The sequence below is a fragment of the Vagococcus changpingensis genome, assembly GCF_058211775.1.
In genome coordinates this window covers 223,661-250,052 of the sequence record NZ_JBYVZB010000003.1, presented here as the reverse complement: position 1 = coordinate 250,052, position 26,392 = coordinate 223,661, and the positions used below count along the sequence as shown (strand labels likewise).

Below are 26,392 nucleotides of genomic sequence, written 5' to 3'. Positions count from 1 at the left end.
AAGCGATAATACGTGAACAAGGAAGGTAATACCATGGGAAATAAAGTACGTGTCAGATATGCACCAAGTCCAACAGGTCATTTGCATATAGGAAATGCCAGAACAGCATTATTTAATTATTTATTTGCTCGTCATCATGATGGCGATTTTATTATTCGTATTGAGGATACAGATCAAAAACGTAATATTGAAGACGGAGAAAAAAGTCAGTTAGATAACTTAGCATGGCTAAATATTGACTGGGATGAGTCACCTGATAAACCAGGTGAATATGGTCCTTATCGTCAATCCGAAAGAAAAGATATTTACCAACCATTAGTTGATCAATTATTAGCAAGTAACTTGGCTTACAAATGCTACTGTACAGAAGAAGAATTAGAAGCAGAACGTGAAAGCCAACGTAGCCGTGGTCAAATTCCACGTTATAATGGAAAGTGTGCTCATTTAACACCAGAACAACAAGCAGCAAAAGAAGCTGAAGGTATCACACCAGTGGTTCGTTTTAGAGTACCAAAAGGCGAAGAATACACATTTGATGACATTGTAAAAGGAAACATTACATTTGAATCTGATAGTGTAGGTGGCGATTTTGTCATTTTAAAACGTGACGGGATGCCGACGTATAACTTTGCCGTAGCCGTGGATGATCATTTGATGAAAATTACGCATGTTTTACGTGGGGATGATCATATTGCAAACACACCCAAACAATTAATGATCTATGAAGCTTTCGGTTGGACACCACCAAGATTTGGTCATATGACATTAATCATTAATACAGAAACAGGTAAAAAACTAAGTAAACGTGATGAAACGATTCTACAATTTATCGAACAATACCGTGAATTAGGTTACTTACCAGAAGCAATGTTTAACTTTATCAGTTTATTAGGTTGGTCTCCAGTTGGTGAAGAAGAAATCTTTAGCCAAGAAGAATTGATTAAAATCTTTGATGCAGATCGTTTAGGTAAATCACCTGCAGCCTTTGATAACAAAAAACTTGAATGGATTAGTAACCAATACATGAAACAACTTGATAGAAAAACAATGGCAGAAATGGCCTTACCTTATTTAATTGAAGCAGGATTAGTAGAAGAAAATCCAACCGCTGAAAAACAAGCTTGGGTTGAAGAATTAGTGAGTCTTTACCAACCACAAATGAGTTATGCAAAAGAAATCGTTGAATTATCAAGTTTATTCTTTAATGATACATTGTCATTTGATGAATCTGCTAAAGAAGTCCTATCAGATGAACAAGTGCCAGAAGTATTAGAAGCATTTAAAACTCAATTGAAAGAATTAGAAGAATTTGATGTTCCGACTATTAAAAAAGCGATTAAAGCTGTACAAAAAGAAACAGGAGCTAAAGGTAAAAAATTATTTATGCCAATTCGTGTAGCAGTCAGTGGACAAATGCATGGTCCAGAATTAGCAGAAACGATTCTTTTATTAGGTAAAGAGCAAGCAACAGAACATATTAATTTAGCATTAAAAGAAATACAAGGATAAGAAAAGTAAGTGATAAATTGTCTTTAGAGAGCTTGTGGTGGGTGCGAACAAGTGTTAATTTATCAGTGAAGTGCCTCTTTGAGTAGGATAAGTGAAGTAAGTAGCTTGTCTCGTGTGATAGACGTTATGTTATCAAAAAGATTCACTGTATCAAGTGAATGAAGAAAAGTGGAACCACGTGAGAACGTCTTTTAACAAACAATTTGTTAAAAGACGTTCTTTTTTATCTATGAGAGGAGCAAGTATATGGGAATACAGATATATAATACATTAAGTCGAAAAAAAGAAAATTTTGTACCAATTAAACCAAATGAAGTGAGCATGTATTTGTGCGGTCCGACTGTTTATAATTACATTCATATAGGAAATGCTAGAAGTACAGTCGCTTTTGATACAGTTAGACGTTATTTTGAGTTTAGAGGATATAAGGTTAATTATGTCTCAAACTTTACAGATGTGGATGATAAAATCATTAAGACGGCTAACCAAGAAGGAATTTCAACGAAAGAATTAGCAGATAAATATATAGAGGCTTTTAAAGAAGACACGGGTAAATTAAACGTGCAACCAGCTTGCTTGCACCCACGTGTCGTTGACCATATTGATGATATCATTGACTTTGTTTCTGTTTTAATTGATAAAGGTTATGCTTACGAGTCACAAGGAGATGTGTATTACCGCACACGACTATTTAAACCTTATGGAAAGTTAAGTAATAAAAGCATTGACGAATTGGAAATTGGGGCTAGTCAAAGAACTGGTGATGAATCAGCTAAAAAAGAAGATCCATTAGATTTTGCTTTATGGAAAGAAGCAAAAGAGCATGAGGTTTCATGGGATTCTCCATGGGGAAAAGGCCGTCCAGGATGGCACATTGAGTGCTCTGTGATGGCAACAAAACATTTAGGTGATACAATAGACATCCACGCAGGTGGTCAAGACTTAGAATTTCCTCATCACGAAAATGAAATTGCTCAAAGTGAAGCAAAAACTGATCAGACATTTGCTCATTATTGGATGCATAACGCTTATTTAACAGTCGGTGAATCAGGTGAGAAAATGAGTAAATCACTTGGTAACTTTATTACCGCACATGATTTGATGAAAGACGTGTCACCAGAAGTGGTACGTTTCGCTTTGTCAACGACACATTATCGTCGACCAATGCCTTTCAATGAAACAACAATTAAAGAAGCAACGACTAATTTAGGACGTATTAAAAGTAGTTACAATAATGCGAGTTTCCGATTAGAAACGTCAGTTGATTCTTTAGAAAACGATCATGATTGGTTAAAAGAATTATCTACTTTGATGATGGAATTTGTTACAGAGATGGATGATGATTTTAATGCCGCAAATGGTATTACAGTAGTTTATCAGTTAGTGAAACACTTAAATCGTTACTTAGAAGAAGAGACGGTTTCTAAAGAAGTTATATCTGCCTATCAAGAAACGCTAGAAAAATTAGTGCTTATTTTTGGTATTGAACTAGCTAGTAGCGAGGATTTATTAGATGAAGATATTGATGCGTTAATTTCTGAGAGAAATACGGCACGTAAAGAAAAAAACTTTGCTAGAAGTGATGAGATACGTGATTTATTAAAAGAACAAGGGATTATTTTAGAAGATACCCCTCAAGGAACAAGATGGAGTAGAAGTGAATGACAAATGAAAAAGATTATACCTTACTAAGTGGATTAACTCTTGCTTACGTGGGGGATGCTATATATGAAACATACATCCGTGATTATTTAGTGAAAAGTGGGCAAACTCGCCCGAATCAATTACACCGTTTAGCAACACACTATGTATCAGCCAAAGCGCAACATTATTTGATTGAACAAATGATGGAACAAGGACTTTTAAATGATGAAGAACAAGATATGTATCGACGTGGCCGCAATGCCAAAAGCCACACAAGTGCCAAAAATACGTCGGTTGCTGTGTACCGATCATCTACAGGTTTTGAAGCATTGATGGGATATTTACACTTAACAGAACAAAAGAAACGTTTAGAAGAAGTCATTGCATGGTGTATTCAAACAATAGGAGAAAAAAATAATGAGAAAACCACAAAATAAACGCAAACCAGACAGACAACGCCCAAAATTTGATAAAAAACATCAACAAGAAGCAGATGTACCAACACCAGAAATGGATGATGTGGTGTTAGGAAAACATGCGACAATAGAAGCGCTGCAAGCTAATCGAGGGAATAAACTATTTTTACAAGAAGACATTAAAGGAAATAAAATTGAAGAAATTAAACAGTTGGCTCAAGAAAAAATAGTTTCTATCAAATGGGTACCAAAATCTAAATTAGATGAAATGGTAGATGGATTAAATCATCAAGGGATTGTCTTAAAAATCACCCCATATGAATATCTATCGTTATCAGAATTATTGGAAAAAACAAAAGAAAAAGAAAATCGTTTTTTCTTAATTTTAGATAGTATTATGGATCCACATAATTTAGGTTCTATTTTACGGACAGCTGATGCGGTAAATGTTGATGGCGTTATTATTCCAAAACACCGTGCAGTTGGTGTGACACCAGTTGTGGTTAAGACGTCTACAGGAGCAGTAGAGCATATTCCCATTTCACGTGTGACAAATTTATCTCAAACAGTGAAAGAGCTTAAAAAAGAAAATATTTGGGTATTTGGAACCGATATGGAAGGGACAGACTACACCCACTGGAATGTTTCAGGAGACATTGCTTTAATTATTGGTAATGAAGGAAAAGGTATGGGACAAGCGCTCAAAAAAGAGGTCGATGAAATGATTACTATTCCAATAGAAGGTCACGTACAAAGTCTAAATGCGAGTGTTGCAGCTGGCTTGTTAATGTATGAAGTATACAGAAAGAGAAGATAAACAATGGAGGGCATCATATGACACGAAAATTAAAACATCAAGTCCTTTTTGTCGATGGTTATAATATGATTGGTGCTTGGCCTGAATTAAATCGCTTAAAAAAGCTAGATAAATTAGGAGATGCGAGAGATCAGTTATTATTTATTCTATCGAATTATGCTAAATATAAAGGAATCGAAATCATCGTTGTATTTGATGCCCAACTTGTTCCAGGTATTCAACAGACGTATGATAAGTATGGTTTAACAGTTATTTTTACAAAAGAAGAAGAAACAGCAGACACATACATTGAACGGGAAGTTCCCAATAAAATGAATGCTTTATCAACTGTTCGTGTAGCAACAAGTGATTTGGCAGAGCAGTGGGTGGTTTTTTCTCAAGGTGCGTTACGTGTTTCAGCAAGGGAACTGTTTAATTCAATTAAAGAAATGGAAAAAGAAATTAAAACTGATACACAAGATTATAAGTACCAAAATTTAAGACGAAATAGTCCATGGAATCAAGAACAAGTTCAAACATTAAAAGAATTATTTGATGAGTTAATGTATCATTAAACAAAATGACCCGTTACCTTTATTATGGTAACGGGTCATTTTTTATTTTTTGGCAGAACGCATAAGTGAATCAAACGTTATTTTAACCAAATATAATATACCAGTTGCGACTGAGCCAGTAAAAAGAATACTAGATACGTCTGCAAAAAAGTTTTCTAATTGTGGGTGAGCAAATAAGCCAATCAAATAAAAAATAATGCTTAAACTAAGTAAAATAACAGCAAATAAAAAAATAATAGCATTAACAGTTAATTGTTTGTTTTCTTGATTATTAAAAAATTTTTTCATAATACATCTCCTTTAACAATATGATTTTTATTATCATAATATAGATTTCAATTTGAAGTAAAGAGGAAAAATTAAATCGTAATAGACCAAAAAAGGACGATTATCTGTTTAAAGATAATCGTTCTTTTTTTTATTTGGTTATGTCTTTAATCATATCAGACATTATTTTTCGTTGATATTCTGCTGCATAGGCTTGTGATAACTTAGATTGTTTGTCTTTATTTGTTGCTAAAGTAGGATCTTTAGCGATAGATTCTTTTAATCTAGAAGAAACATAGTTTGTCATTTCGATTTCTAATGAGTCTTTTTTACTAGCCATCTCTTCTCCAAGTTTTTTTGCTTGATCTGTGCTTAACTCTAACCAGTCTTTTGGAATGTAGAAAATATTTTCTTTTGAAATATATTCCCTGTTATTACCAGACATACCAAAAAGCATTTGATACATAGAGCTTTTATATACCCAACGAGTAGTCTCAGTTTTCAGTAAGGCTTTATTATCGTCGCTTGTTTTAACAATATTGGTTACATGGTTAGTCCCAGTTTGGGTAAGTTTTTTTTGAGAGGGGTTTGTTTTATATAAATAAATTTTTTCATCACTAGTTCCTAATGGTTGATAAAGTAATATATTCATTTGGTCATTGTCAGTTGAACTTACAATAGAAATTTCTTTTAGTGTTTTTTCTTCTTTCATCCCAAAATGATGTGAATAGTTCATTCCCATTAGAGTGATACTTCCAATAAATAAGATCCCAAATACGACAGCCAAGGTATAGTGCCATGTTGATTTGGCAAAAATAAATGTAAAGGCAAATAATAAGGCGCTAAGAATAACTAAGATAACTATCATGAGATAACCTCCTGACTTTGAGCAGTTTTTTTGATGTTTTCATGAATGAAGAAAGTAATCAATAAACCTATTATTCCAAATAGAACTGCTACTAAAAATGCAGCATGATAACCTGTTAAAGTGGCATTAGTTGCTAATTCTTTGTACTCAAGAGGCGCTGATTTTAAAAGTGATTTATCAGGTAAAGAATTCTTAGTTTTGTTTGTAAGAACACTGATTAAAATAGCCGTTCCAACAGAACTAGCAACTTGACGTAGTGTACTATTAACAGCTGTTCCATGTGTAATGAGATGTTTTGGTAAAGAGTTCATACCTAGTGTAGTGAGAGGCATCATTACCATAGAAATACCAAACATACGTACCGCGTATAACGTCATAATATAAATTACAGGAGTTGTTTCAGTTAGGAACATAAAAGGAATTGTCGCACTTGTCAGTAAAAACATTCCCATGATACCTAAACGTTTTGCTCCATGTTTATCAAAAATACGACCAGTTACGGGCATCATAATTCCCATAACTAATGCGCCAGGGAGTAACATTAAACCAGAGTGAAAAGCTGATTCACCTCGAATATTTTGAATATATAAAGGTAAAACCATTTCGGCTCCAATCATTGCCATATTAGCTAAACTTGCAAGTATGGTAGCAATCGTATAAGTTTTTGATTTAAATACTCTTAGCTCTAAGAAAGGAGTTTCGATAGTTAATTGTCTCCAAGTGAAAATAATTAAAGTAATGACGCCGACTGCTAAAAAGCTTAATACTTTAGTACTACCCCATCCATCATTTCCAACACTAGAAAATCCATAAAGTAGTGAACCAAACCCTAAAGTAGATAAACAAATAGATAACACATCAATAGCAGGATTTGATAACTCCAATACGCTTTTCATTGCAAAAAACGACAAAATAATAACTAATAAAACAATAGGAATAACCATATAAAATAAATCACGCCAGACATAATGATCAATGATATAGCCTGAAAGAGTTGGCCCTAAAGCAGGAGCTAGCCCAATAACAATACCAGCGCCACCCATGGCCGCTCCACGTTTTTCAGGTGGGAAAATATTTAGCATAATGTTTTGCATTAAAGGCATAGATACGCCAACACCAGCAGCCTGAACGAGTCTACCAGTCAATATCATGGAAAAAGTTGGTGCAATCGCACAAAGAATGGTCCCGACTAAGAAAATACTCATAGCCCCAATATATAAATTTTTTGAATTAAATTTATTCATTAACCAAGCTGATATAGGAATCATAATCCCATTAACTAATAAAAATCCAGTTGTGAGCCATTGAATGGTAGCAGCAGATACATCGAATTCTTTCATTAAAGTTGGAAAGGCTGTTGTTAGTAAAGTTTGATTTAAAACAGTACAGAAAGTTCCAATTAAAAGTACCGAAACGAGTAAGCTACGTTTATATGTGTTCCCATGAATATCAACGGGTTGTAAGTTTTCCATATAATAATCCTCCTAAAAATTATTTTTATAACAGTAAAACAATATACACGTCTCTGACGCCATTGTCAACAATGTTGACACATCTGTTAAGTGCGTGTATATTGATGTAGTTAACCTTTTTATGGAAAGTAGGGTAATTATTATGGTATCTAAATTTAAAGACTGGATAGAACAAGAAGATATTCGTATGGGAATCAGTGAATTAACAAAAAAAACTGAGACAACGACTAGACAGTTAAGATATTGGGAAAAAAAAGGATACATCCAATCCATTCAGCCGGATCCTAATAGCCCAAGGTCATATAAGCTAAGTGAGATTATTAAAGTAGAACTGATTAAAGAATATCTGGATAGTGGATATAAATTGTCCATGGCACATGAAAAAGCAATGGCGAAATTATCTAAAATGCAACGATTTCGTGACGTTTTTTCAAATTACTTTAAAGATGCTGAGATTTTAGATGATCAGTATGAAATATTTACAATTGGTCCATTTAGTGAGACAAATGAAAAAATAACTATTAAGCATGATTCAGTTAATAATACATTAAGTTATGAAATAAAAAAAATAGAGGAATAATATGGATGAATAGCTCTAAAAATATCTAAATGATAACAAAAAATTCATATTTTTTTAATAAAAATAACAAATTATTATAAAATAAGGGGTGTTATAATAACAAGGAGGAGAGATAACGCTTTCAAAAGAATAAGGAGATTTATGATTATGAGAGAAGATATTTTTGACTTATTAAAGGAACGTGCCGTAAAGGGATGTTCCTATTCGTTTGACTATATTTTTGAAACATACAAACCTATTGTTTATCGTTCGAAGAAAGTATATCATTTATACCATTATGAGACAGATGATTGGTTGCAAGAAGGAAGAATCGTATGTTTCAAGTCCTTACAAACATATGATGTTAAACGAGGAGCAACGTTTGGTAGTTACTTTCGAATGAATTTTAAAAATCATATATTTTCATTGATAAGGAGACAAGAAGCTCATAAAAGAAGAGTAGATAAAGAGTGTATCACTTGTGGAGGGGATATTGACATGGTATCTCATGTGATTGAAAATCGCCCACTAGAAACCATCAAATATATATTTTATAAAGAAAATGTGTTTCTTTTTGCAGAATCATTATCTGATTATGAACGTCAAGTGTTCGTAAAATATACATTAGAACAGGAATGTAAGATGTTAAAAGAAAAAAGAGCCTTAACTCGAATTAAGAAAAAGTTTGTTCATCACTATATTAACTCATAAAAAAATAAAAGTGCTTATCTCTCTTATTAAAAATGTTTAATTATTCTTTGAAAAAATGAAAATACTATTGATAAATAAAAACGATTATGGTAAAATTTGTCTTTTTTGTTCGTCTATGATATACTTGACGTAAGAGGTGAATAAAATGTCTTTAAGTATCTCCACCATAAAAGAAGAATTAGAACATAAAGTCGGTAGTAGAATAAAGTTAGTCGCTCAAACGGGTCGTAAAAAGCAGACTGAGCGTCATGGAGTATTAGCTGAGTTATATCCATCAGTTTTTATTGTACAACTAGATCAAGATGAAAATGCTTTTGAACGTGTGTCGTATAGTTATACAGATATTTTAACACATTCAGTAGAAGTATTATTTCATGAAAATGAAGAAGAATTAATAGGATAAGAAAGATATAGAGCCTAGTAGACCTGAGGCTTTTTATTTTTGAATAAGGGGGACAAAGGATGAAAAAAGTATTATTTGTTTGTTTAGGTAATATTTGTCGTTCACCTATGGCAGAGGTAATATTTAAAGATAAGGTAAAAAATAAAGGGTTGTCTGATGTTATTGAGGTTTCTTCCAGAGCAACTGGGAGCTGGAATGATGGAGACGCTCCACATAAAGGCACACAAGAGAAATTGAAAGAAGTCGGTTTATCATGTGAGGGATTACATGCTCAAAAAATTTCTTCTGATGATTTTCATCAGTTTGATTACATTATAGGAATGGATGAAAATAATATTCGAGATTTAGAAGGATTATCACCTGATATTGAATCATTACATAAAATTCATTTATTATTATCAGAAGAAGTTGGATTGGATAAAAAAATGATACCAGATCCTTATTACACCGGAGATTTTGATTTAACTTATGAGTTGATAAATAAGGGAACAACAAAATGGTTAGAAAAAATTGAACAGGAAATGAGTTAATTTTGTCAAATAGTATAAAATAAAAAGAGTTAGGAGCTAAACGTTACTAACTCTTTTTATTTAGATCTTAATGAGATAGTTTGTGAAAAATTCATAAGTATAGACAACATGATTATAAATAGGTCAAAATTTTGTTTCAATAAAATAAAAGATGACGATACTAATATGGGATAAATTAGAAACTTGTGTACAATAAGATTCATTGGTGATAAATGAGCTGGACTTTTATTTTTAGTCAATTTTTGGTTACCTTTTTAGTTATTTTTGAACATTAAACAAATTAAAAGCATCATATACTCATTTTGTAAGTAACAATAAATTCAAAAAAGGGGCATATAAGGATGACTAATAAAATACAACCAGAAAATTTAAATAATATAAAATTAAAAAAGAAACGTAAAAAAAGAAAACATAGACAATCATCTAGTCAGTCCATCTGTTCAACTAACGTCATAAAAACTGGGAAAATAGTCGTTAAAAAACGATTGAGTATAGCAGCTATTTTAGTTGCTATTTTAAGATTAAGTACAACAGCAACAGTCGTTGCTTTAGATCGTCACAATGCTCATCAGGAGGAAATAAAAAAGAATTAGCCTACGTTTCTTTTATAAATGATGTCTATCTTTATCAACTAAATTTGGTTAATTTATGAAGTGAATTAAATGATAAATCTATTAAATTACAGTATCCAATTTTTTATGATATTGTATCCCAGAGTTTAAAAGAATTAGAAATAAATACTCCTTGGATTCGTTTTTATGCCCCTTTATTGATTAGTCGAGCCTTTAGGTATTGTAATTATAAGGTATTTGAGAGTCTTACTAAAATTAAAGCTGTTTCAATCGTGGTCTCGACAACTTTAGAGAAAAATCATGCCAAGATTTTAAGCTATATTTTAAAATTGAACATTTCAAGCTAAAATTAAAATTGTAGGATTAGAATATGAAAAGACATTATTTAATAGTAAAGAAACAAGAGATTCTTTGAATAAAGTAGATATGATGATAACGAACCACCTCTTTTATCACGACTTAGAGAATGTAATTATTGTAGATGACGTTATTGAAAATAATCGATTAGAAGCTATTAAACGTTCAATAGATAGTATATTAATGAAAAATATCGAAAATACTGAACAAGGTTTGGAATAATATTGCTGGATAGTCATTGAAAAAGATTGTGAAAAATGATACACTAAATGTGAAAATAATCACAATTCTTTAGGAGGGATGGACTGTGGAAGAACACAAAAATATGAAAATGGTCCCTAAAGCAACAACAAAACGTATTCCACTTTATTTTAGGTATTTAAAAACATTAGATGAAACAGGTGTAAAACGTATTAAATCAAACGAGTTTAGTAAAATGATTCAAATTCCATCAGCAACTATTAGGCGAGATTTTTCTCACTTTGGGGAGTTGGGACGAAGTGGCTATGGTTATGATGTGCCATACTTAATAGAAGTTTTTAGTGAGATATTAAAAACAGATATTGAAAAACGCATTGCATTAGTTGGATCTGGAAATTTAGGTAAAGCATTAATAAAAAATAATTTTAGACGAGATACAAATTTAAATATTGTGGCGGCATTTGATGCAAATCCTGAAATTGTTGGTGAAAAAATTAATGGAATTGTTGTAAAAGATATGAGTGAGTTAAAAAACATTGTAAAAAAAGAAGGTATTACAACAGTTATTATGACTGTGCCTAGTAGCAAAGCACAACAAGTAATTGATGAGGTTGTTGAAGCTGGAGTGACGGCTATTTTAAATTTTGCTCCTAAGCGGTTAAAAGTTCCCTCACATGTTCAAGTGCAATACATTGATTTAACGACGGAGTTACAAACGTTGATCTATTATGATGAAAATTACAATCATGCAAACCTTGATTTAATCTAGTTTTTCCAAGCATCTATTTTGTGTATTTAACTTTATTTCACTATAATGAAGGAAAGTTAAATAAAGGATGTGTCAACATGGAAGTATTATTAAAAGGTAACCCAGTTGAATTAGTAGGAACACCACCAAAAGCGGGAGAAAAAGCTCCAACATTTAGTTTAAAAGATTTGTCAGATAATGTAATCTCATTAGAGGAATTAAAAGGAAAACCAGTTATTATTAGTGTGGTACCTGATATTGATACTAGTGTTTGTGCACTACAGACAAAACACTTTAATAAAGAAGCAGCAACAATTAAAGACGTATATTTTTTAACGATTTCAAATAACACAAAAGAACAATTAGCTAATTGGTGTGCAGCTGAATCAGTTGACATGACCATGTTAAGAGATGAAGAAGGTGTGGTTGGAAAAGAATATGGTATTTTAATTCCATCAATTAATCGTTTAGCACGCTCAATTTTTGTGTTAGACAAAGATGGCGTCATTACATATGAAGAAATCGTACCAGAAGTATCAAGTGAACCAAATTATGTTAAAGCATTAGAAGCTGCAAAAGCGTTAATCTAAGTTTGACGAAATGATGCTATCAAGGTAAAATGAATGGCATAAACAACCATAAAGAATAGGAAGAGTAATACTTGGATATGTTGCAGAAAGAAAATCCATTGGCTGAAAGGTTTTCCATTTAAAAGTATGAAGGTAGCCTAGGAGTGGGAACCGTATTGTCAACGTTATATGACCTAGAGAGATAAGCGTATTCGTATGCTTATAAGATAGGTGGTACCGCGAGATAATCGTCCTAAAGTTAGAAATAACTTTAGGGCTTTTTGTTTTGAAAAATAAAAAATAAGGAGAAATGTATATGACAGATGAACAACAAAACTTAGCGCCAAAGTTTGACCCAAAAGCTGTTGAAAAAGGGCGTTATAAAAAGTGGCTAGAAAAAGATTTATTTAAACCAAGTGGAGATGAAAGTGCACCAGCGTATTCTATTGTCATACCACCACCAAACGTGACAGGAAAACTTCACTTAGGTCATGCATGGGATACGACACTGCAAGATATGATTATTCGTCAAAAGAGAATGCAAGGCTTTGATACATTATGGTTACCTGGTATGGACCATGCTGGGATTGCAACTCAAGCGAAAGTTGAAGAAAAATTACGTGGTGAAGGTGTGTCACGATATGATTTAGGTCGTGAAAAATTCATCGAAACAACGAAAGAATGGAAAGAAGAATATGCCGGACATATTCGTGAGCAGTGGGCAAAATTAGGATTATCTTTAGACTATTCAAGAGAGAGATTTACTTTAGACGATGGACTATCTGATGCGGTGAAAAAAGTGTTTGTGACACTTTATAATAAAGGCCTTATTTATCGTGGTGAGTACATTATTAATTGGGACCCACAAGCAAAAACCGCTTTATCTGATATTGAAGTCATTCATAAAGACATCGAAGGCGCGTTTTATCATATGTATTATCCATTAGCTGATGGCAGTGGAAAATTAGAAATTGCGACAACACGTCCAGAAACCATGCTTGGAGATACAGCTGTTGCCGTTCACCCTAAAGATGAACGTTACCAACATTTAATTGGCAAAACAGTGATTTTACCATTAGTGGATAAAGAAATTCCGATTGTCGCTGATGATTATGTTGATATGGAATTTGGAACAGGTGTCGTAAAAATTACACCAGCCCATGACCCTAACGACTTTGAGGTGGGTAATCGTCATGATTTACCTCGTATTAACGTGATGAATGATGACGCGACAATGAATGATTTAGCTGGTAAATATGCCGGTATGGATCGTTTTACTACACGTAAAGCAGTCATTAAGGATTTAGATGAGTTAGGACTACTTAAAGGCGTTGAAAAAATGACTCATAGTGTTGGTCACTCTGAGCGAACTGGAGTCGTGGTTGAGCCAAGATTATCAACGCAATGGTTTGTTAAAATGGCGCCACTTGCGAAAAAAGCTGTTGAAAACCAAGCAACAGATGACGCCGTTGATTTTTATCCACCACGTTTTAATCAGACATTCTTAACATGGATGGAAAATGTACATGACTGGGTAATTTCTCGTCAACTTTGGTGGGGACATCGTATTCCAGCTTGGTATCATAATGAAACAGGCGAAGTTTATGTTGGAGAAGAAGCACCTAAAGACGTTGAAAACTGGCATCAAGATGAAGATGTATTAGATACTTGGTTTAGTTCAGCTCTTTGGCCATTTTCAACAATGGGTTGGCCTGATACGGAGTCACATGACTTCAAACGTTATTTCCCAACGAATACATTAGTGACTGGTTATGACATTATTTTCTTCTGGGTAAGTCGTATGATTTTCCAAAGTTTAGAATTTACTGAAGAACGACCATTTGAAAATGTGTTGATTCACGGATTAATTCGTGCGGAAGATGGACGTAAAATGAGTAAATCTCTTGGTAATGGTATCGACCCAATGGATGTCATTGATCAATACGGAGCAGACGCGTTGCGTTGGTTCTTATCAAATGGCTCTACACCAGGTCAAGACATGCGTTTTAGTTATGAAAAAATGGATGCTGCTTGGAACTTCATTAATAAAATTTGGAATGCCTCTCGTTTTGTATTAATGAACGTTGAAGGCATGACATATGATGATATTTCTCTTGATGGTGATAAAACTGTTGCAGATAAATGGATTTTAACTCGACTAAATGAAACGATTGAAAAAGTAACGAACTTCTTTGACCGTTTTGAGTTTGGGGAAGCCGGTCGTCATTTATACAACTTTATTTGGGATGATTTCTGTGATTGGTATATTGAGATGAGTAAGGAAGTCCTTTACGGAGAAAATGAAGAACAAAAACAAATGACTCGTAGCATTTTAGTACATGTATTAGATAACATTTTACGTTTACTACACCCAATCATGCCGTTTGTGACAGAAGAAATTTGGGAAAAAATCCCACATCAAGGTAAATCAATTGTAGTGGCAGCTTATCCAACTATCAATGAAGCTTGGACAGATGAACAAGCGGCAGAAGGAATGGAAGTATTAAAAGAATTGATTCGCTCAGTGCGTAATATTCGCTCAGAAGTAAATGCACCAATGTCTAAACCTATTACATTATTAATCAAAACATCAAAAGATTCTGTTAAAGACTTCTTTGAAGCAAACACTAATTATATTGAACGTTTCTGTCATCCAGAAGTGTTAGAAATTAAAGAAGAATTTGATGTGCCAGATTTAGCCATGAGTGCAGTGATTACTGGGGCGGAAATTTACTTGCCGTTAGAAGATTTAATCAATATCGACGAAGAAATTGCTCGTCTGGAAAAAGAATTAGATAAATGGACGTCAGAAGTAGCACTTGTTGAGAAGAAATTAAGCAATGACCGTTTTGTTTCAAATGCACCAGAGGCAGTGGTTGCAGCAGAACGTGAGAAACAAAAAGATTACTTAGAAAAACAAGCCTCTGTAAAAGAAAGACTGGCTTCTTTGAAAAAATAAATAAAGGTGGCTGTACAAGATGGAGTATGGAGAAATCATTTCATGGATACATGAACGCACAAAGTTTGGTATTCGTCCGGGGTTAACACGAATCAATTATTTATTAGAACAATTAGACAATCCGCAAGATAAGTTAAAAATTGTTCATATCGGTGGAACAAATGGGAAAGGCTCAACGACAACGTTTTTACGTTGTCTGTTGGAGCAACAAGGCTTAACGGTTGGAACCTTTACCTCACCGTATATCGAATCATTTAACGAACGCATTGCGATTAACGGTCAACCAATTCCTAATGAAGAGTTGGTTGAATTATGTGAAAAAGTGATACCTATCGTGGATAAGATGGATGAGGTACCTGAGTTAGCTCATACTGTTGAATTTGAAGTATTAACAGCTATGATGTTTGATTATTTTGTTGATAAAAAAGTTGACATTGTTCTAGTTGAAGTTGGTTTGGGCGGACGTTTTGACTGTACGAACGTGATGACTCCACTTGTGTCAGTAATTACGACAATTGGTTTAGACCATGTCGATATTTTAGGAGATACGATTGAACAAGTTGCTAGTCAAAAAGCTGGGATTATTAAAGAAGGAAGGCCAGTTATTGTCGGGAATGTTTCAGATGAAGCATTTGATGTGATTAGTAAAGAAGCAAATTCATTACATGCTCCAATCAAACGTTATGGGGTTGACTTTGATAGTCAATACTTACAACCGACTGATAATTGGGGAGAAACATTCCATTTTAAATCAGATAAAGTTGATTTAAAACAATTATCCATAAATATGGTTGGAAAACACCAAGTAGATAATGCAAGTGTCGCCATTGAAGCATTTAATGAGGTGGCTGATATGCTTCATTTACCAGTGTCTAATCGTGATTATCAAAAAGGATTACAACAAGCATTTTGGCCTGGTCGTATGGAAAAAATTTCTGATGAACCATTTATTGTATTAGATGGGGCGCATAACGATCACGCGATGGAAGTATTAGTAGACAATCTAAGACGAGAATTTTCAGATAAAAAAATTCATACGATTTTTGGGGCGTTGATCACTAAAGACATTCAAGGGATGATTGGGTTATTGCAGTCAGTAAATAATCTAGACTTGAAAGTGACCACTTTTGATTACCCAAAAGCTTGTACGAAAGAATTATATGAAGAGATGGGATTAACAGCATATGATCACTGGCAAGAAGCGCTATCAGATACATTGAAAGAAGTGTCAGGGGACGATTTGATTTTAATTACCGGATCATTGTATTTTATTTCCCAAGTAAGACAAATTTTATTAGGAGAGTGACGTGTGAAAAAAATAAGCGGCGTTATTTTTGATATGGACGGCCTAATCTTTGATACAGAAGCAGTCTATTCAAAAAATAATATTGAAATTGCACAAAAATTCAAGATGCCTGGCTACGATGAGGAATATTATAAATCTGAAGTTGGTTTAGGTGAGAAGGCAGTTTACCAAAAATATGTCAACGATTTTCCAATGTTGAGACAAGATGAGATTGACCAATTTTTTAAAGAAAGTCGAGCTAGTACATGGGAAGAATTTTCGACAGTGGGAGCACCGATTAAACCAGGTGTGGAAGAATTGTTAACGTATTTAAACAATCACGGCGTAAAGTGTGTCGTTGCTTCAAGTAATAACCGTGAAGCGATTGATATGTTATTAGACAAAGCTGGATTTATGGATAAGTTTAGTGGGATTGTCAGTGGCAATGATGTGACACATGCTAAACCACATCCAGAAATTGTTGAAAAAGCTGTCGAAATATTAGGTACACCAAAAGAAGAAACGATAATGCTAGAAGATTCATTGAATGGCATTCGAGCGTCTTTCACTGCCAATGTACCAGTCATCATGGTACCGGATTTGATTTTACCAAATGACGAAGCAAAAGAAAAAACACTGACTATTAAAGATAGTTTGTATGATGTGTTAGACTACATAAAATCAGTTTAAATCAAAAACTCCTTTTTTCACGTATATTTTGGGTGAAGAAGGGAGTGTTTTTTTATTGAAAATTAAATGTCGAGAGCAAGAGTATAAAGATCAATTGTTACCTCGCGAGCGATTACTACAATATGGTTCAGAGGTTTTATCCAATGAAGAGTTATTAGCTATTGTGTTACAATCAGGAAATAAGTCAATACCAGTCATGCAGTTAGCAGAAAATATATTAAAAGAAGTGGATGGGTTATACGGATTAAAAACCGTTAAAATAGAGGAATTGATGAATTTAAATGGAATAGGAACAGTAAAAGCGATACAAATAAAAGCTATTGTGGAATTAGGAAAACGATTAGCTTTATCAACACAAGAAAAATATGGAAAAATTTATTCTAGTCAACAAATTGGCGAGCGATTAATTGAAGAAATGAAGGATTTAACACAAGAACATTTTATGGTATTTTATTTAAATGCTAAAAATGAAATCATAAAAAAAGAAACGATTTTTATTGGCACGTTAAATCAATCAATTGCTCATCCACGTGAAATTTTTCATCTAGCCGTGAGGTATTCGGCCTCTCGCCTTATCCTAGTTCACAACCATCCGTCTGGAAATCCAGAACCGTCAGATCAAGATGAAATATTCACAGAACGTTTGGTTTCTTGTGGTAAAATGATGGGGATGGAGATTTTAGATCATATAATTGTAGGAGGATCCGGTTACGTAAGTTTTAGAGAAACTAAGAGATTATCATTGTGAAAACGGGTCTTTACTTGCAATTAAAAGAGACATGAGTTATCATGAATATGTAATATGGTTTTGGATTTCAATAGATGTTGTATGAAACACCCTCTATCGACCGAAAGCAAGTATTACAAAAATTAACATGTGCTACGGCACGAGGAGGAAGTAACATGGCTCAAGGAACAGTAAAATGGTTTAACGCAGAAAAAGGATTTGGATTTATTCAACAAGAAGAAGGAAATGACGTATTCGTACATTTCTCAGCTATCGAAGGCGACGGATTCAAAACTTTAGAAGAAGGTCAAGCTGTAACATTCGAAATCGAAGAAACAGATCGTGGACCTCAAGCAGCAAACGTTGTAAAAGCGTAATTAAATCTAATTAAAATTTTAAGTGTAAGTGGGTTAATCCACTTACACTTTTTTTGATTAATTTGTTGCATGGTATAAAGTTATCGGATAATATGAGGAAGCAGAGCTATATAAAAGGAGGAGTTTAATAAATGGAATTGAAAACATTACTAATAATTTTTTTAATTAATTTTTGTTATGTTACACTAAATACTATCCGTTTCATGTTAACAATGAAAGGGTCACGTGTTATTGCCCCGTTACTTAGTATGGTGGAAATTTCCATCTATGTTGTTGGTTTATCTTTAGTATTAAATCAAATTAATAACCCAGTTAATCTGTTTGTATATGCATTAGGTTATGCTTGTGGAATTGTTTTAGGGATAAAAATTGAAGATTATTTAGCATTAGGTTATATTATGGTGACGGCTATTTTGCCATTAAATGAAGAAAATAAGGCACTTCCAGAATTGTTAAGAGATGAGGGATATGGTGTGACACAAACCATTGCTCATGGACGAGAAGGAGAACGATTAGTACTAGAAATTTTATCTGCTAGAAAATCGGAGCGTTCTTTATATAAAGATATTAAAGATTTTAATGATAAAGCATTTATCATCTCATATGAACCTAAGTACATTTCTGGAGGGTTCTGGACGAAAAAAGTACGTGAAAGGAACAAGAGAAGATGATTACATTTGAACAAAAAAGATTTGATCATTTAACCCGACAAGAATTGTTTTCTATGTATCAACTACGAATTGCTGTGTTTGTTGTGGAACAAAAGTGTCCTTACCAAGAGGTAGATGAGATAGATCTATCAGCTATACATGTTTTGGGAAAAAATGAAGCAGGTGAATTAGTTGCTTATATGAGGTTGTTTCAAGAAAACCAATCTTGGCATATTGGCCGAGTAACTGTTCGAAAAAGTGATAGACATCTTCATTATGGAAGGAAGTTAGTTTCATACGGTCTGTCTTGTGTACCAACTAATCAATTAATAAAAGCACAAGCACAAGAGTATTTAAAATCATTTTATGAATCATTTGGTTTTGAAGCAATATCTGATGTTTATCTAGAAGATAATATTCCGCATATTGATATGGAATGGATAAAAAAAATATGAAAAAACCTGTAAATGCTTAATTATCTTTAGACATTTACAGGTTTTTAGATTATTATTTACTGGATGTTTCAAGTATCATTGGCAGAATCATTGGATGACGTTCGGTTTTTTCAATTAGAAATGGTTGAACAGTATTCACAATGACTTCATTTAACATGATTTCATCACATTCGGGATGTTTTAATGCTTTTCTGATAGCGTTAAATAATAATCGTTGTGTCTCTTGGATTAATTCACCAGACTCTCTCATATAAATAAAGCCACGAGATAAAATATCTGGACCAGCAACAATCATTTTTGATTGATAGTCAACTGTGGCAACGGCTAATACCAAACCATCTTCGGAAAGAATTCGGCGATCTTTTAAAACGATACTGCCAATATCTCCAATCCCATTACCATCAACATACACATCTTCAGCATTAAAGTGTCCAGCACGTCTTGCACTGTCACTTGTTAGGGCTAAGACATCTCCGTTTTCTAAAATAAAACAGTTTTCTTTAGGGACACCTGTTGCTTGAGCTGATTTAGAGTGGATATTTAGCATACGATATTCTCCATGAACTGGAACGAAGTATTTTGGTTTTAATAAACGTAAAAATAGCATTTGTTCTTGCTGTCCACCATGTCCAGATGTATGAATATTATTTACTTTACCATGAATGACATTAGCTCCAGCTTCGGATAATAAATTGATTAAACGATTCACACTAGTTGTGTTTCCTGGAATAGGTGAGCTTGAGAAAATAACTGTATCATCAGGTTGAATCGAAATTTGACGATGTGTTCCATTAGCAATACGGCTTAAGGCAGCCATTGGTTCACCTTGAGATCCAGTACATAAAATCATAATCTCGTTAGCTGGGTATTTATTAATATCACGAGCATCGATAAAGGTATCATCAGGGACGGTAATATGTCCTAACTCGCGTCCGTTTACAATCGCATTTTCCATACTACGACCAAAAACAGCAATTTTTCGTCCAGTTTTAACAGCTGCTTGAGCTGTTTGTTGTAAACGGAAAATATTTGAAGCAAACGTCGCAAAAATGACACGACCTTCAACTTTTTCCACAATTTTTGTAATGGATTCGCCAATCACTTTTTCAGATTTGGTAAACTCAGGTACTTCAGCATTGGTACTATCTGAAAGTAAACATAATACGCCTTCTTCACCTAGACGAGCCATTTTATGTAAATTGGCCGGTTCTCCAACTGGTGTAAAGTCAAACTTAAAGTCACCAGAGTACACGATATTTCCTGATGGCGTTTTAACAACCACCCCATTGGCTTCAGGAATACTATGAGTGGTTCTAAAGAAGCTGATTTGAGTTTTTCTAAACTTGATCACAGTGTCTTCATTTACTTCATGTAAAACGGCATCACGAAGTAAGCCGTGTTCTTCTAGTTTATTACGAATTAATGCAAGAGCTAGAGGGCCAGCATAGATTGGGATGTTTGCTTGTCGCAATAGAAATGGTATCCCACCAATATGATCTTCATGCCCGTGAGTAATGACTAACGCTTTGACTTTTTTGATATTTTTAACAATGTATTGGTAATTTGGTATGACGTAATCGATACCCAGTAAATCGTCTTCTGGAAATTTAATTCCAGCATCAACAATGATGATTTCATCTTGAAATTGGACACCATAAGTATTTTTACCGATTTCCCCTAGTCCACCTATTCCAAATACACCTGTCTCATTGTTTTTTATTTGGGGTTTCATGATTAATTAAACTCCACTAATTCAAAGTTAGTATGTTCTTTTTCATAATCTAAATGGTTTCCTTCTAGGGGTTGGATAAACTCAATATTGTAGTTAGTATGCTCAGTTATTAAGCGACGAGCTGTAACGGGTGAATCAGATTCAATGTAAAGAGATTGTGTTTTTTCTCTTTGTGGGCTAAATTTTTTGTCCTCTTGGTAATATACTTTATAAATCATTTGACATTCTCCTTTATATAAATGAAATTTTTATCTCTAATTAATTTGTAAAAACACGACAAAATTAGGTGCAAGTAGACACCTTTTTGAAGTAATAGTTATCCTAAATACTTGATTTAAAATAACATGGAATCTTGTCTCATTCCACGGATGTTCACTATCTTTTTCACCGTCGTATTTTGGAGCATATTACTCCAACAATTAGGTTTATTTTATCATAATTGCAAATAATTGTATAGAAACATTCATCATGACAAAAAAAGGATAACGATTACATCGAAAAAATAAGATAATTCGCAATAAATCACTGACATTTTAGCCGAAAATCAGTTATGATAAATGAAATGAATTAATTGCCTATTAAATGAAAAAGAGGGTGTACAAATGAAAACAATGTGGAATTACGCTATGAAACAAAAAAAGTTATTATTACTAAATTTTTTGTGCGTATTTGGCTTTATTTTAATAGAGCTAGGGTTGCCAACTTTACTAGCTAAGATGTTAGATCAGGGTGTCGCAAATAATGATATGTCAGTAGTGAAACAAGTTGGTTGGCAAATGGTATTAGTAACAGCAGTTGGTATTATTCTAAATATTAGTTTAGCCGTGGTAGGTGCAAAACTTAATACGGGAATCATTAAACATATTCGTGAGGATATGATGGAAAATATTCAACGATTTTCTCATAAAGAATATGAAGATTTTGGTATGTCGTCACTGATTACTAGAACAACTAACGACGCGTTTCAAGTGATGAATTTTATGGGTATGATTTTAAGAATGGGATTTATTACCCCAATTATGTTTATTGCAAGCTTGTATATGATTGTTAGGACGAGTCCTTCGTTAACTATATTTGTGTTTATCGGGTTACCATTTTTAATATTAGGTATGTTAGTGATTGCTAAGTTTTCAGAACCACTGTCAAGTCGTCAACAAAAAAATCTTGATAACATAAACCTGATATTGCGTGAGAACTTATCTGGATTAAGAGTGATTCGTGCGTTTGTTAATGAAACATTTGAAGAGAAACGATTTGATAATGTCAACAATGCTTACGCAACAAGTTCAATGAAGTTATTTAAATTAATGGCTTCAGCTCAACCAGCATTTTTCTTTCTATTTAATATTATTATGGTGTTGGTTATCTGGTTTGGGAGTATCCAAATTAATGATGGTAGTTTAGAAGTGGGAAATTTAATCGCATTTATAGAATATATATTCCATGCCTTATTCTCATTTATGTTGTTTGCTTCTGTTTTCATGATGTACCCACGTGCAGCCATTTCAGCTGCTCGTGTACAAGAAGTCTTAGATGTTGAACCTGCTATTCAAGATAATCAATCTGGCATCACAGAAACAAAAACACAAGGTGTCATCGAATTTGATAAGGTATCTTTTGCTTATCCAGGACATAGTGAAAGTCCAGTCATACGAGACGTTAGTTTTACAGCTAATCCAGGAGAAACAATAGCATTTATTGGAAGTACAGGTAGCGGTAAATCCACTTTAATCCAATTAATTCCTAGATTCTATGATGTGAGTCGAGGTTCTATAAAAATTGATGGGGTAGACGTGAGGGATTATAAATTAAAAAGTTTACGAGAAAAAATTGGTTATATCCCTCAAAAAGCAGTGCTTTTTTCTGGGACAATTGCTGATAATTTACGATTTGGTAAGCAAGAGGCAACAGAAGAAGAAATGAAAGAGGCACTAGACATCGCACAAGCAACGGAATTTGTTTCTCAAAAACCACAAGGGTTGTTAGAACCTATAACAGAAGGTGGTTCTAACTTCTCAGGGGGACAAAAACAACGTCTAGCTATTGCACGAGCAATCATTAGAAAGCCTGCTATTTATGTGTTTGATGATAGTTTTTCAGCACTGGATTATCGAACAGATGCCATGCTTCGTCAACGCTTGAAAAAAGAAACAACAGAATCCACCGTTTTAATTGTAGCGCAACGTGTGAGCACCATCATGCACGCAGATAAGATTATTGTGCTAAATGAAGGTGACGTTGTTGGCATGGGAACACATAAAGAGTTGTTGAAAACTTGTCAAGTTTATTACGATATTGCCTCATCACAATTGACAGAGGAGGAATTAAAATGACACACTCATTGAAACAATTAAAAAGACTGTATCAATATATTTCTCCTTATAAGTTTGGTTTTATTGGAGCACTATTTTTAGCAGTTATTGCAGTAATTATGAATGCTTTATTGCCTTTTGTAACGGGTTTACCAACAACTAAAATAGCTGAAAATATAAAAAATGGTGAGTCGCTTGATTTCAAATATATTTTAAATGTACTCGTTGTCTTATTTTTAATAGGACTAATTTATAGTTTAGCAAGTTTTTTTGCTCAATGGTTTATGACAAAAGTCGTTCAGCACGCAATGAGAGATTTACGAACAGATATTTCACAAAAGATTAATCGATTACCAGTTTCTTATTTCGATACACATCAATTTGGAGATGTTTTATCTCGTGTGACTAATGATGTTGATGCGGTAAGTAACGCGTTGCAACAAGGATTAATCGCTATTGTTAATGCCCTTCTTGGAATTACTATGGCTGTGGTGGCAATGTTAACTATCAATGTAAAGTTAGCATTGTTGGTTATGTTGATTATTCCATTATCTATGATTATTTCTAAATTAGTTGTTCAGTGGTCTCAACCCTACTTTAAACGTCAGCAAGATTCACTGGGTGAGTTGAATGGGTTTGTTCAGGAAAATTTAACAGGGTTTAATGTATTGAAGTTATATGGCCGAGAAGAAGAAACCATTATAGATTTTAAAGATGTCAATCAACGTTTAACAAACAATGGATTTAAAGCAGCAGCAATCTCTGGGTTGATGATGCCATTAGTTAATTTGACAGCTTACAGTGCTTATATAGGAGTTGCTGTATTAGGGTCATTTTATGTGATTTCTGGCGCCTTGCTTTTGGGTAACTTACAAGCGTTCATTCAATATGTGTGGCAAGTCAGTCAGCCAATGGGACAAATAACCCAATTGTCTTCCATGCTACAAAGTGCTTCTGCTGCCACAAAACGCGTGTTTACGATATTAGATGAACCAGAATCAATCGACAATGAAGTAGATATTCCATTACCTGATGTGATTCGTGGAGATGTTGAGTTTGATAATGTGTCATTTAGTTATCAACCGGATCGTCCTTTAATCCAAAATTTTAGTGTATCAGTTAAAAGCGGTCAAACGGTGGCGATTGTTGGGCCAACAGGTGCAGGGAAAACAACTTTAATTAATTTGTTGATGCGTTTTTACGATGTGACAGATGGAGCGATTAAAATTGATGGCATTGATACGAAAAAAATGAATCGTAGTGATGTTCGGTCACTCTTTGGAATGGTATTACAAGATGCGTGGCTTTATAACGATACGATTGCTGAAAACATTCGGTTTGGTAAATTAGATGCGACTGATTTTGAAGTAGTTGATGCAGCTAGGACAGCTAACGTAGACCATTTCATTCGAACCATGCCTGGTGGCTATGAAATGGCCATTAACGAAGAAGGTGACAATATTTCGCTAGGTCAGAAACAACTACTTACTATCGCTCGAGCGGTGATTTCTAATCCTAAAATTTTAATATTGGATGAAGCGACTAGTTCGGTTGATACAAGATTAGAAGGACTCATTCAAACAGCAATGGAAAAAGTAATGGAAGGGCGCACAAGTTTTGTGATTGCTCACAGATTATCCACGATACGTGAAGCTGATTTAATTTTAGTGATGGATCAAGGACAGATTATTGAGCAGGGAACACATGAGAGCTTACTAGCGAAAAAGGGGTTTTATGAAAAATTATATAACAGTCAATTTGCAGAAGAGTTAGACGAATAAAAATTAAACCACTTTGTCAGATAATCAATCGTTACTAGTAGACGTAATGGCTATTAGTCAGTATGATTATAGTACAGGTGGTTGTTTATTTTTAATTTAGTCAGACATAAATGAAGGAAAAATGATATACTTTTGACTACGAAGTATCAGGGTTTAAAATGATTTGCGCGATAAAAGAAAATAAAGGGGAATATGTCATGTTGAAACTAGGTGTTATTGGAACGAATTGGATTACTCATGCATTTGTTAATGCAGCCATAAAAAGTGAAGAGTATGAACTTCGTGCAGTATACTCACGAACTAAGGGAAAGGCAGAAAAATTTGCTAGTAAATACGATCATTCAGAGATCATTCATATTATGACTGAGTTATCAGAGTTAAGTGAGTCAGAAGACATTGATGTAGTTTATATAGCGTCTCCTAATAGTTTACATTACGAGCAAGCAAGATTATTGATGACACATGGTAAACATGTCATTGTTGAAAAGCCAGCAGTCTCGACGCTAGAAGAATTAGAAGAATTAATTGATTTGGCTGAAGAAAAAGAAGTGTTCTTTTTTGAAGCGGCAAGACACATACATGAAGATAATTTTCAACGAGTTGCTTCATTTTTGAAAAATAGAGAAGATATACTGGGGGCTAATTTAACGTTTATGAAGTATTCATCACGTTATGATGCTCTTTTACGAGGAGAAGAACCCAATATTTTTTCTGCTAAATACTCGGGTGGAGCCTTAATGGATTTAGGCGTATACTTAGTTTATACAGCAGTAGCTTGGTTTGGTAAGCCAAACTCTGTCTACTATTTTAACCAAAAATTACCTACAGGTGTTGATGGGTTAGGAACAATGATTTTCCGTTATGATACGTTTGATGTGACGATGACTGTTGGAAAAAACGCGGATAGCTTTTTACCATCAGAAGTGTATCTAAGCGATAGTACATTATGTTTAGATGCAGTCAATAGTATTGGTAGTATCATTCAAAAGAAACGAGAAAATAATGACTTGTTAGAAATTAATTTTGGAACAGAGCCATCTGAAGATGTGATGTTAGAAGAAGCAAGAGCATTTGCAAATATTATGGTTAATCCAATGGGCATTAAACAACAAAAAATATACCAAGATTGGGTACAACTTGCCAAAGATGTTCATGGATTGATGGAAACGATGAGAAAAGAATCAGATATTATATTTGCGGCAGACGCAAAAGAAATTAGAGGGTAAA

General features: G+C 33.7%; 28 protein-coding genes and 2 other annotated features. Of the genes, 23 read left to right on the top strand and 5 right to left on the bottom strand.

Going from position 1 to position 26,392, the window contains the following annotated elements; genetic code table 11:
- Positions 1–33 precede the first annotated feature (33 nt).
- From gltX to AC37UB_RS07685, 5 genes are all read left to right on the top strand, one after another.
- The gene (gene gltX / locus AC37UB_RS07705) at positions 34–1,509 is read left to right on the top strand and encodes a glutamate--tRNA ligase (protein WP_117973395.1); all 1,476 of its coding nucleotides are present in this window, start codon (positions 34–36) and stop codon (positions 1,507–1,509) included.
- Positions 1,494–1,704 (top strand) — a binding site (T-box leader). It overlaps the preceding gene by 16 nt.
- Positions 1,705–1,755: 51 nt before the next feature.
- Positions 1,756–3,174: a cysteine--tRNA ligase gene (gene cysS, locus AC37UB_RS07700; RefSeq protein WP_117973394.1), complete on the top strand. Its 1,419-nt coding sequence runs from the start codon at positions 1,756–1,758 to the stop codon at positions 3,172–3,174.
- The gene (locus tag AC37UB_RS07695) at positions 3,171–3,590 is read left to right on the top strand and encodes a Mini-ribonuclease 3 (protein ID WP_117973393.1); all 420 of its coding nucleotides are present in this window, start codon (positions 3,171–3,173) and stop codon (positions 3,588–3,590) included. Before cysS ends, AC37UB_RS07695 begins: the two co-directional genes overlap by 4 nt.
- Positions 3,571–4,386, top strand: a complete 816-nt coding sequence (rlmB, locus tag AC37UB_RS07690; RefSeq protein ID WP_241699500.1) for a 23S rRNA (guanosine(2251)-2'-O)-methyltransferase RlmB — start codon at positions 3,571–3,573, stop codon at positions 4,384–4,386. The genes AC37UB_RS07695 and rlmB overlap by 20 nt, the downstream gene beginning before the upstream one ends.
- A gap of 17 nt (positions 4,387–4,403) precedes the next feature.
- Complete coding sequence (locus AC37UB_RS07685; protein ID WP_117973391.1) at positions 4,404–4,940, top strand: NYN domain-containing protein; 537 nt, start codon at positions 4,404–4,406, stop codon at positions 4,938–4,940.
- A 42-nt stretch (positions 4,941–4,982) separates the two neighbouring features.
- Here the strand turns inward: AC37UB_RS07685 and AC37UB_RS07680 are convergent, their stop codons facing one another.
- The 3 genes from AC37UB_RS07680 to AC37UB_RS07670 all read right to left on the bottom strand — a co-directional run bounded on the left by AC37UB_RS07680 (position 4,983) and on the right by AC37UB_RS07670 (position 7,547).
- Complete coding sequence (locus tag AC37UB_RS07680) at positions 4,983–5,228, bottom strand: hypothetical protein (protein WP_117973390.1); 246 nt, start codon at positions 5,226–5,228, stop codon at positions 4,983–4,985.
- Positions 5,229–5,358: 130 nt separating this feature from the next.
- Positions 5,359–6,075: a DUF4811 domain-containing protein gene (locus AC37UB_RS07675; protein WP_117973389.1), complete on the bottom strand. Its 717-nt coding sequence runs from the start codon at positions 6,073–6,075 to the stop codon at positions 5,359–5,361.
- Complete coding sequence (locus AC37UB_RS07670; RefSeq protein WP_242093831.1) at positions 6,072–7,547, bottom strand: MDR family MFS transporter; 1,476 nt, start codon at positions 7,545–7,547, stop codon at positions 6,072–6,074. The genes AC37UB_RS07675 and AC37UB_RS07670 overlap by 4 nt, the downstream gene beginning before the upstream one ends.
- A 142-nt stretch (positions 7,548–7,689) precedes the next feature.
- Here AC37UB_RS07670 and AC37UB_RS07665 point away from each other — a divergent pair, with 142 nt between their 5' ends.
- The 15 genes from AC37UB_RS07665 to AC37UB_RS07595 all read left to right on the top strand — a co-directional run bounded on the left by AC37UB_RS07665 (position 7,690) and on the right by AC37UB_RS07595 (position 19,340).
- Entirely contained in the window at positions 7,690–8,127 is a 438-nt protein-coding gene (locus AC37UB_RS07665; protein WP_117973387.1) for a MerR family transcriptional regulator, read from the top strand.
- 147 nt (positions 8,128–8,274) lie between these two features.
- On the top strand, positions 8,275–8,817 hold the full coding sequence (locus AC37UB_RS07660) for a sigma-70 family RNA polymerase sigma factor (RefSeq protein ID WP_117973386.1): 543 nt from the start codon (positions 8,275–8,277) through the stop codon (positions 8,815–8,817).
- A gap of 145 nt (positions 8,818–8,962) precedes the next feature.
- The gene (locus AC37UB_RS07655; protein ID WP_117973385.1) at positions 8,963–9,220 is read left to right on the top strand and encodes a Veg family protein; all 258 of its coding nucleotides are present in this window, start codon (positions 8,963–8,965) and stop codon (positions 9,218–9,220) included.
- Between the two features lie 59 nt (positions 9,221–9,279).
- A complete protein-coding gene (locus AC37UB_RS07650; RefSeq protein ID WP_490685548.1) occupies positions 9,280–9,750 on the top strand; it encodes a low molecular weight protein-tyrosine-phosphatase in 471 nt (156 codons plus the stop codon).
- A 341-nt stretch (positions 9,751–10,091) separates the two neighbouring features.
- Complete coding sequence (locus tag AC37UB_RS07645) at positions 10,092–10,343, top strand: hypothetical protein (protein ID WP_117973383.1); 252 nt, start codon at positions 10,092–10,094, stop codon at positions 10,341–10,343.
- A gap of 390 nt (positions 10,344–10,733) precedes the next feature.
- Positions 10,734–10,901 (top strand): hypothetical protein, encoded by a 168-nt coding sequence (locus AC37UB_RS07640; RefSeq protein WP_490685547.1) that lies wholly within the window; start codon positions 10,734–10,736, stop codon positions 10,899–10,901.
- 103 nt (positions 10,902–11,004) lie between these two features.
- Entirely contained in the window at positions 11,005–11,649 is a 645-nt protein-coding gene (locus AC37UB_RS07635) for a redox-sensing transcriptional repressor Rex (RefSeq protein ID WP_117973439.1), read from the top strand.
- Between the two features lie 77 nt (positions 11,650–11,726).
- Positions 11,727–12,218, top strand: coding sequence for a thiol peroxidase (gene tpx / locus AC37UB_RS07630; protein ID WP_117973382.1), 492 nt, complete (start codon positions 11,727–11,729; stop codon positions 12,216–12,218).
- 42 nt (positions 12,219–12,260) lie between these two features.
- Positions 12,261–12,456, top strand: a binding site (T-box leader).
- A gap of 57 nt (positions 12,457–12,513) precedes the next feature.
- Positions 12,514–15,156, top strand: coding sequence for a valine--tRNA ligase (locus AC37UB_RS07625; protein WP_490685546.1), 2,643 nt, complete (start codon positions 12,514–12,516; stop codon positions 15,154–15,156).
- 19 nt (positions 15,157–15,175) lie between these two features.
- Positions 15,176–16,462 (top strand): bifunctional folylpolyglutamate synthase/dihydrofolate synthase, encoded by a 1,287-nt coding sequence (locus tag AC37UB_RS07620; protein WP_490685545.1) that lies wholly within the window; start codon positions 15,176–15,178, stop codon positions 16,460–16,462.
- A 3-nt stretch (positions 16,463–16,465) separates the two neighbouring features.
- Positions 16,466–17,131, top strand: coding sequence for an HAD family hydrolase (locus AC37UB_RS07615; RefSeq protein ID WP_117973379.1), 666 nt, complete (start codon positions 16,466–16,468; stop codon positions 17,129–17,131).
- Between the two features lie 55 nt (positions 17,132–17,186).
- Positions 17,187–17,879: a RadC family protein gene (gene radC / locus AC37UB_RS07610; protein WP_233519190.1), complete on the top strand. Its 693-nt coding sequence runs from the start codon at positions 17,187–17,189 to the stop codon at positions 17,877–17,879.
- A gap of 155 nt (positions 17,880–18,034) precedes the next feature.
- Positions 18,035–18,235 carry a cold-shock protein gene (locus tag AC37UB_RS07605; protein WP_071457588.1) on the top strand — a complete coding sequence of 67 codons (201 nt, stop codon included), beginning with the start codon at positions 18,035–18,037 and terminating at the stop codon, positions 18,233–18,235.
- Positions 18,236–18,366: 131 nt separating this feature from the next.
- A complete protein-coding gene (locus AC37UB_RS07600; protein WP_117973378.1) occupies positions 18,367–18,906 on the top strand; it encodes a DUF2179 domain-containing protein in 540 nt (179 codons plus the stop codon).
- Entirely contained in the window at positions 18,906–19,340 is a 435-nt protein-coding gene (locus tag AC37UB_RS07595; protein ID WP_199500918.1) for a GNAT family N-acetyltransferase, read from the top strand. Before AC37UB_RS07600 ends, AC37UB_RS07595 begins: the two co-directional genes overlap by 1 nt.
- A gap of 52 nt (positions 19,341–19,392) precedes the next feature.
- On the opposite strand, the gene rnjA is transcribed toward AC37UB_RS07595, so the two are convergent.
- Entirely contained in the window at positions 19,393–21,072 is a 1,680-nt protein-coding gene (gene rnjA, locus AC37UB_RS07590) for a ribonuclease J1 (protein WP_117973376.1), read from the bottom strand.
- 2 nt (positions 21,073–21,074) lie between these two features.
- Positions 21,075–21,290 (bottom strand): DNA-directed RNA polymerase subunit epsilon, encoded by a 216-nt coding sequence (locus AC37UB_RS07585; RefSeq protein ID WP_117973375.1) that lies wholly within the window; start codon positions 21,288–21,290, stop codon positions 21,075–21,077.
- Between the two features lie 384 nt (positions 21,291–21,674).
- Between AC37UB_RS07585 and AC37UB_RS07580 the strand changes: the two genes are divergently transcribed.
- The 3 genes from AC37UB_RS07580 (at position 21,675) to AC37UB_RS07570 (ending at position 26,391) form a co-directional block, all read left to right on the top strand.
- Positions 21,675–23,405, top strand: a complete 1,731-nt coding sequence (locus tag AC37UB_RS07580; RefSeq protein ID WP_490685544.1) for an ABC transporter ATP-binding protein — start codon at positions 21,675–21,677, stop codon at positions 23,403–23,405.
- Positions 23,402–25,165, top strand: coding sequence for an ABC transporter ATP-binding protein (locus tag AC37UB_RS07575; RefSeq protein ID WP_490685543.1), 1,764 nt, complete (start codon positions 23,402–23,404; stop codon positions 25,163–25,165). The genes AC37UB_RS07580 and AC37UB_RS07575 overlap by 4 nt, the downstream gene beginning before the upstream one ends.
- 197 nt (positions 25,166–25,362) lie before the next feature.
- Positions 25,363–26,391, top strand: a complete 1,029-nt coding sequence (locus AC37UB_RS07570; RefSeq protein ID WP_241699488.1) for a Gfo/Idh/MocA family protein — start codon at positions 25,363–25,365, stop codon at positions 26,389–26,391.
- Position 26,392: the final 1 nt, after the last annotated feature.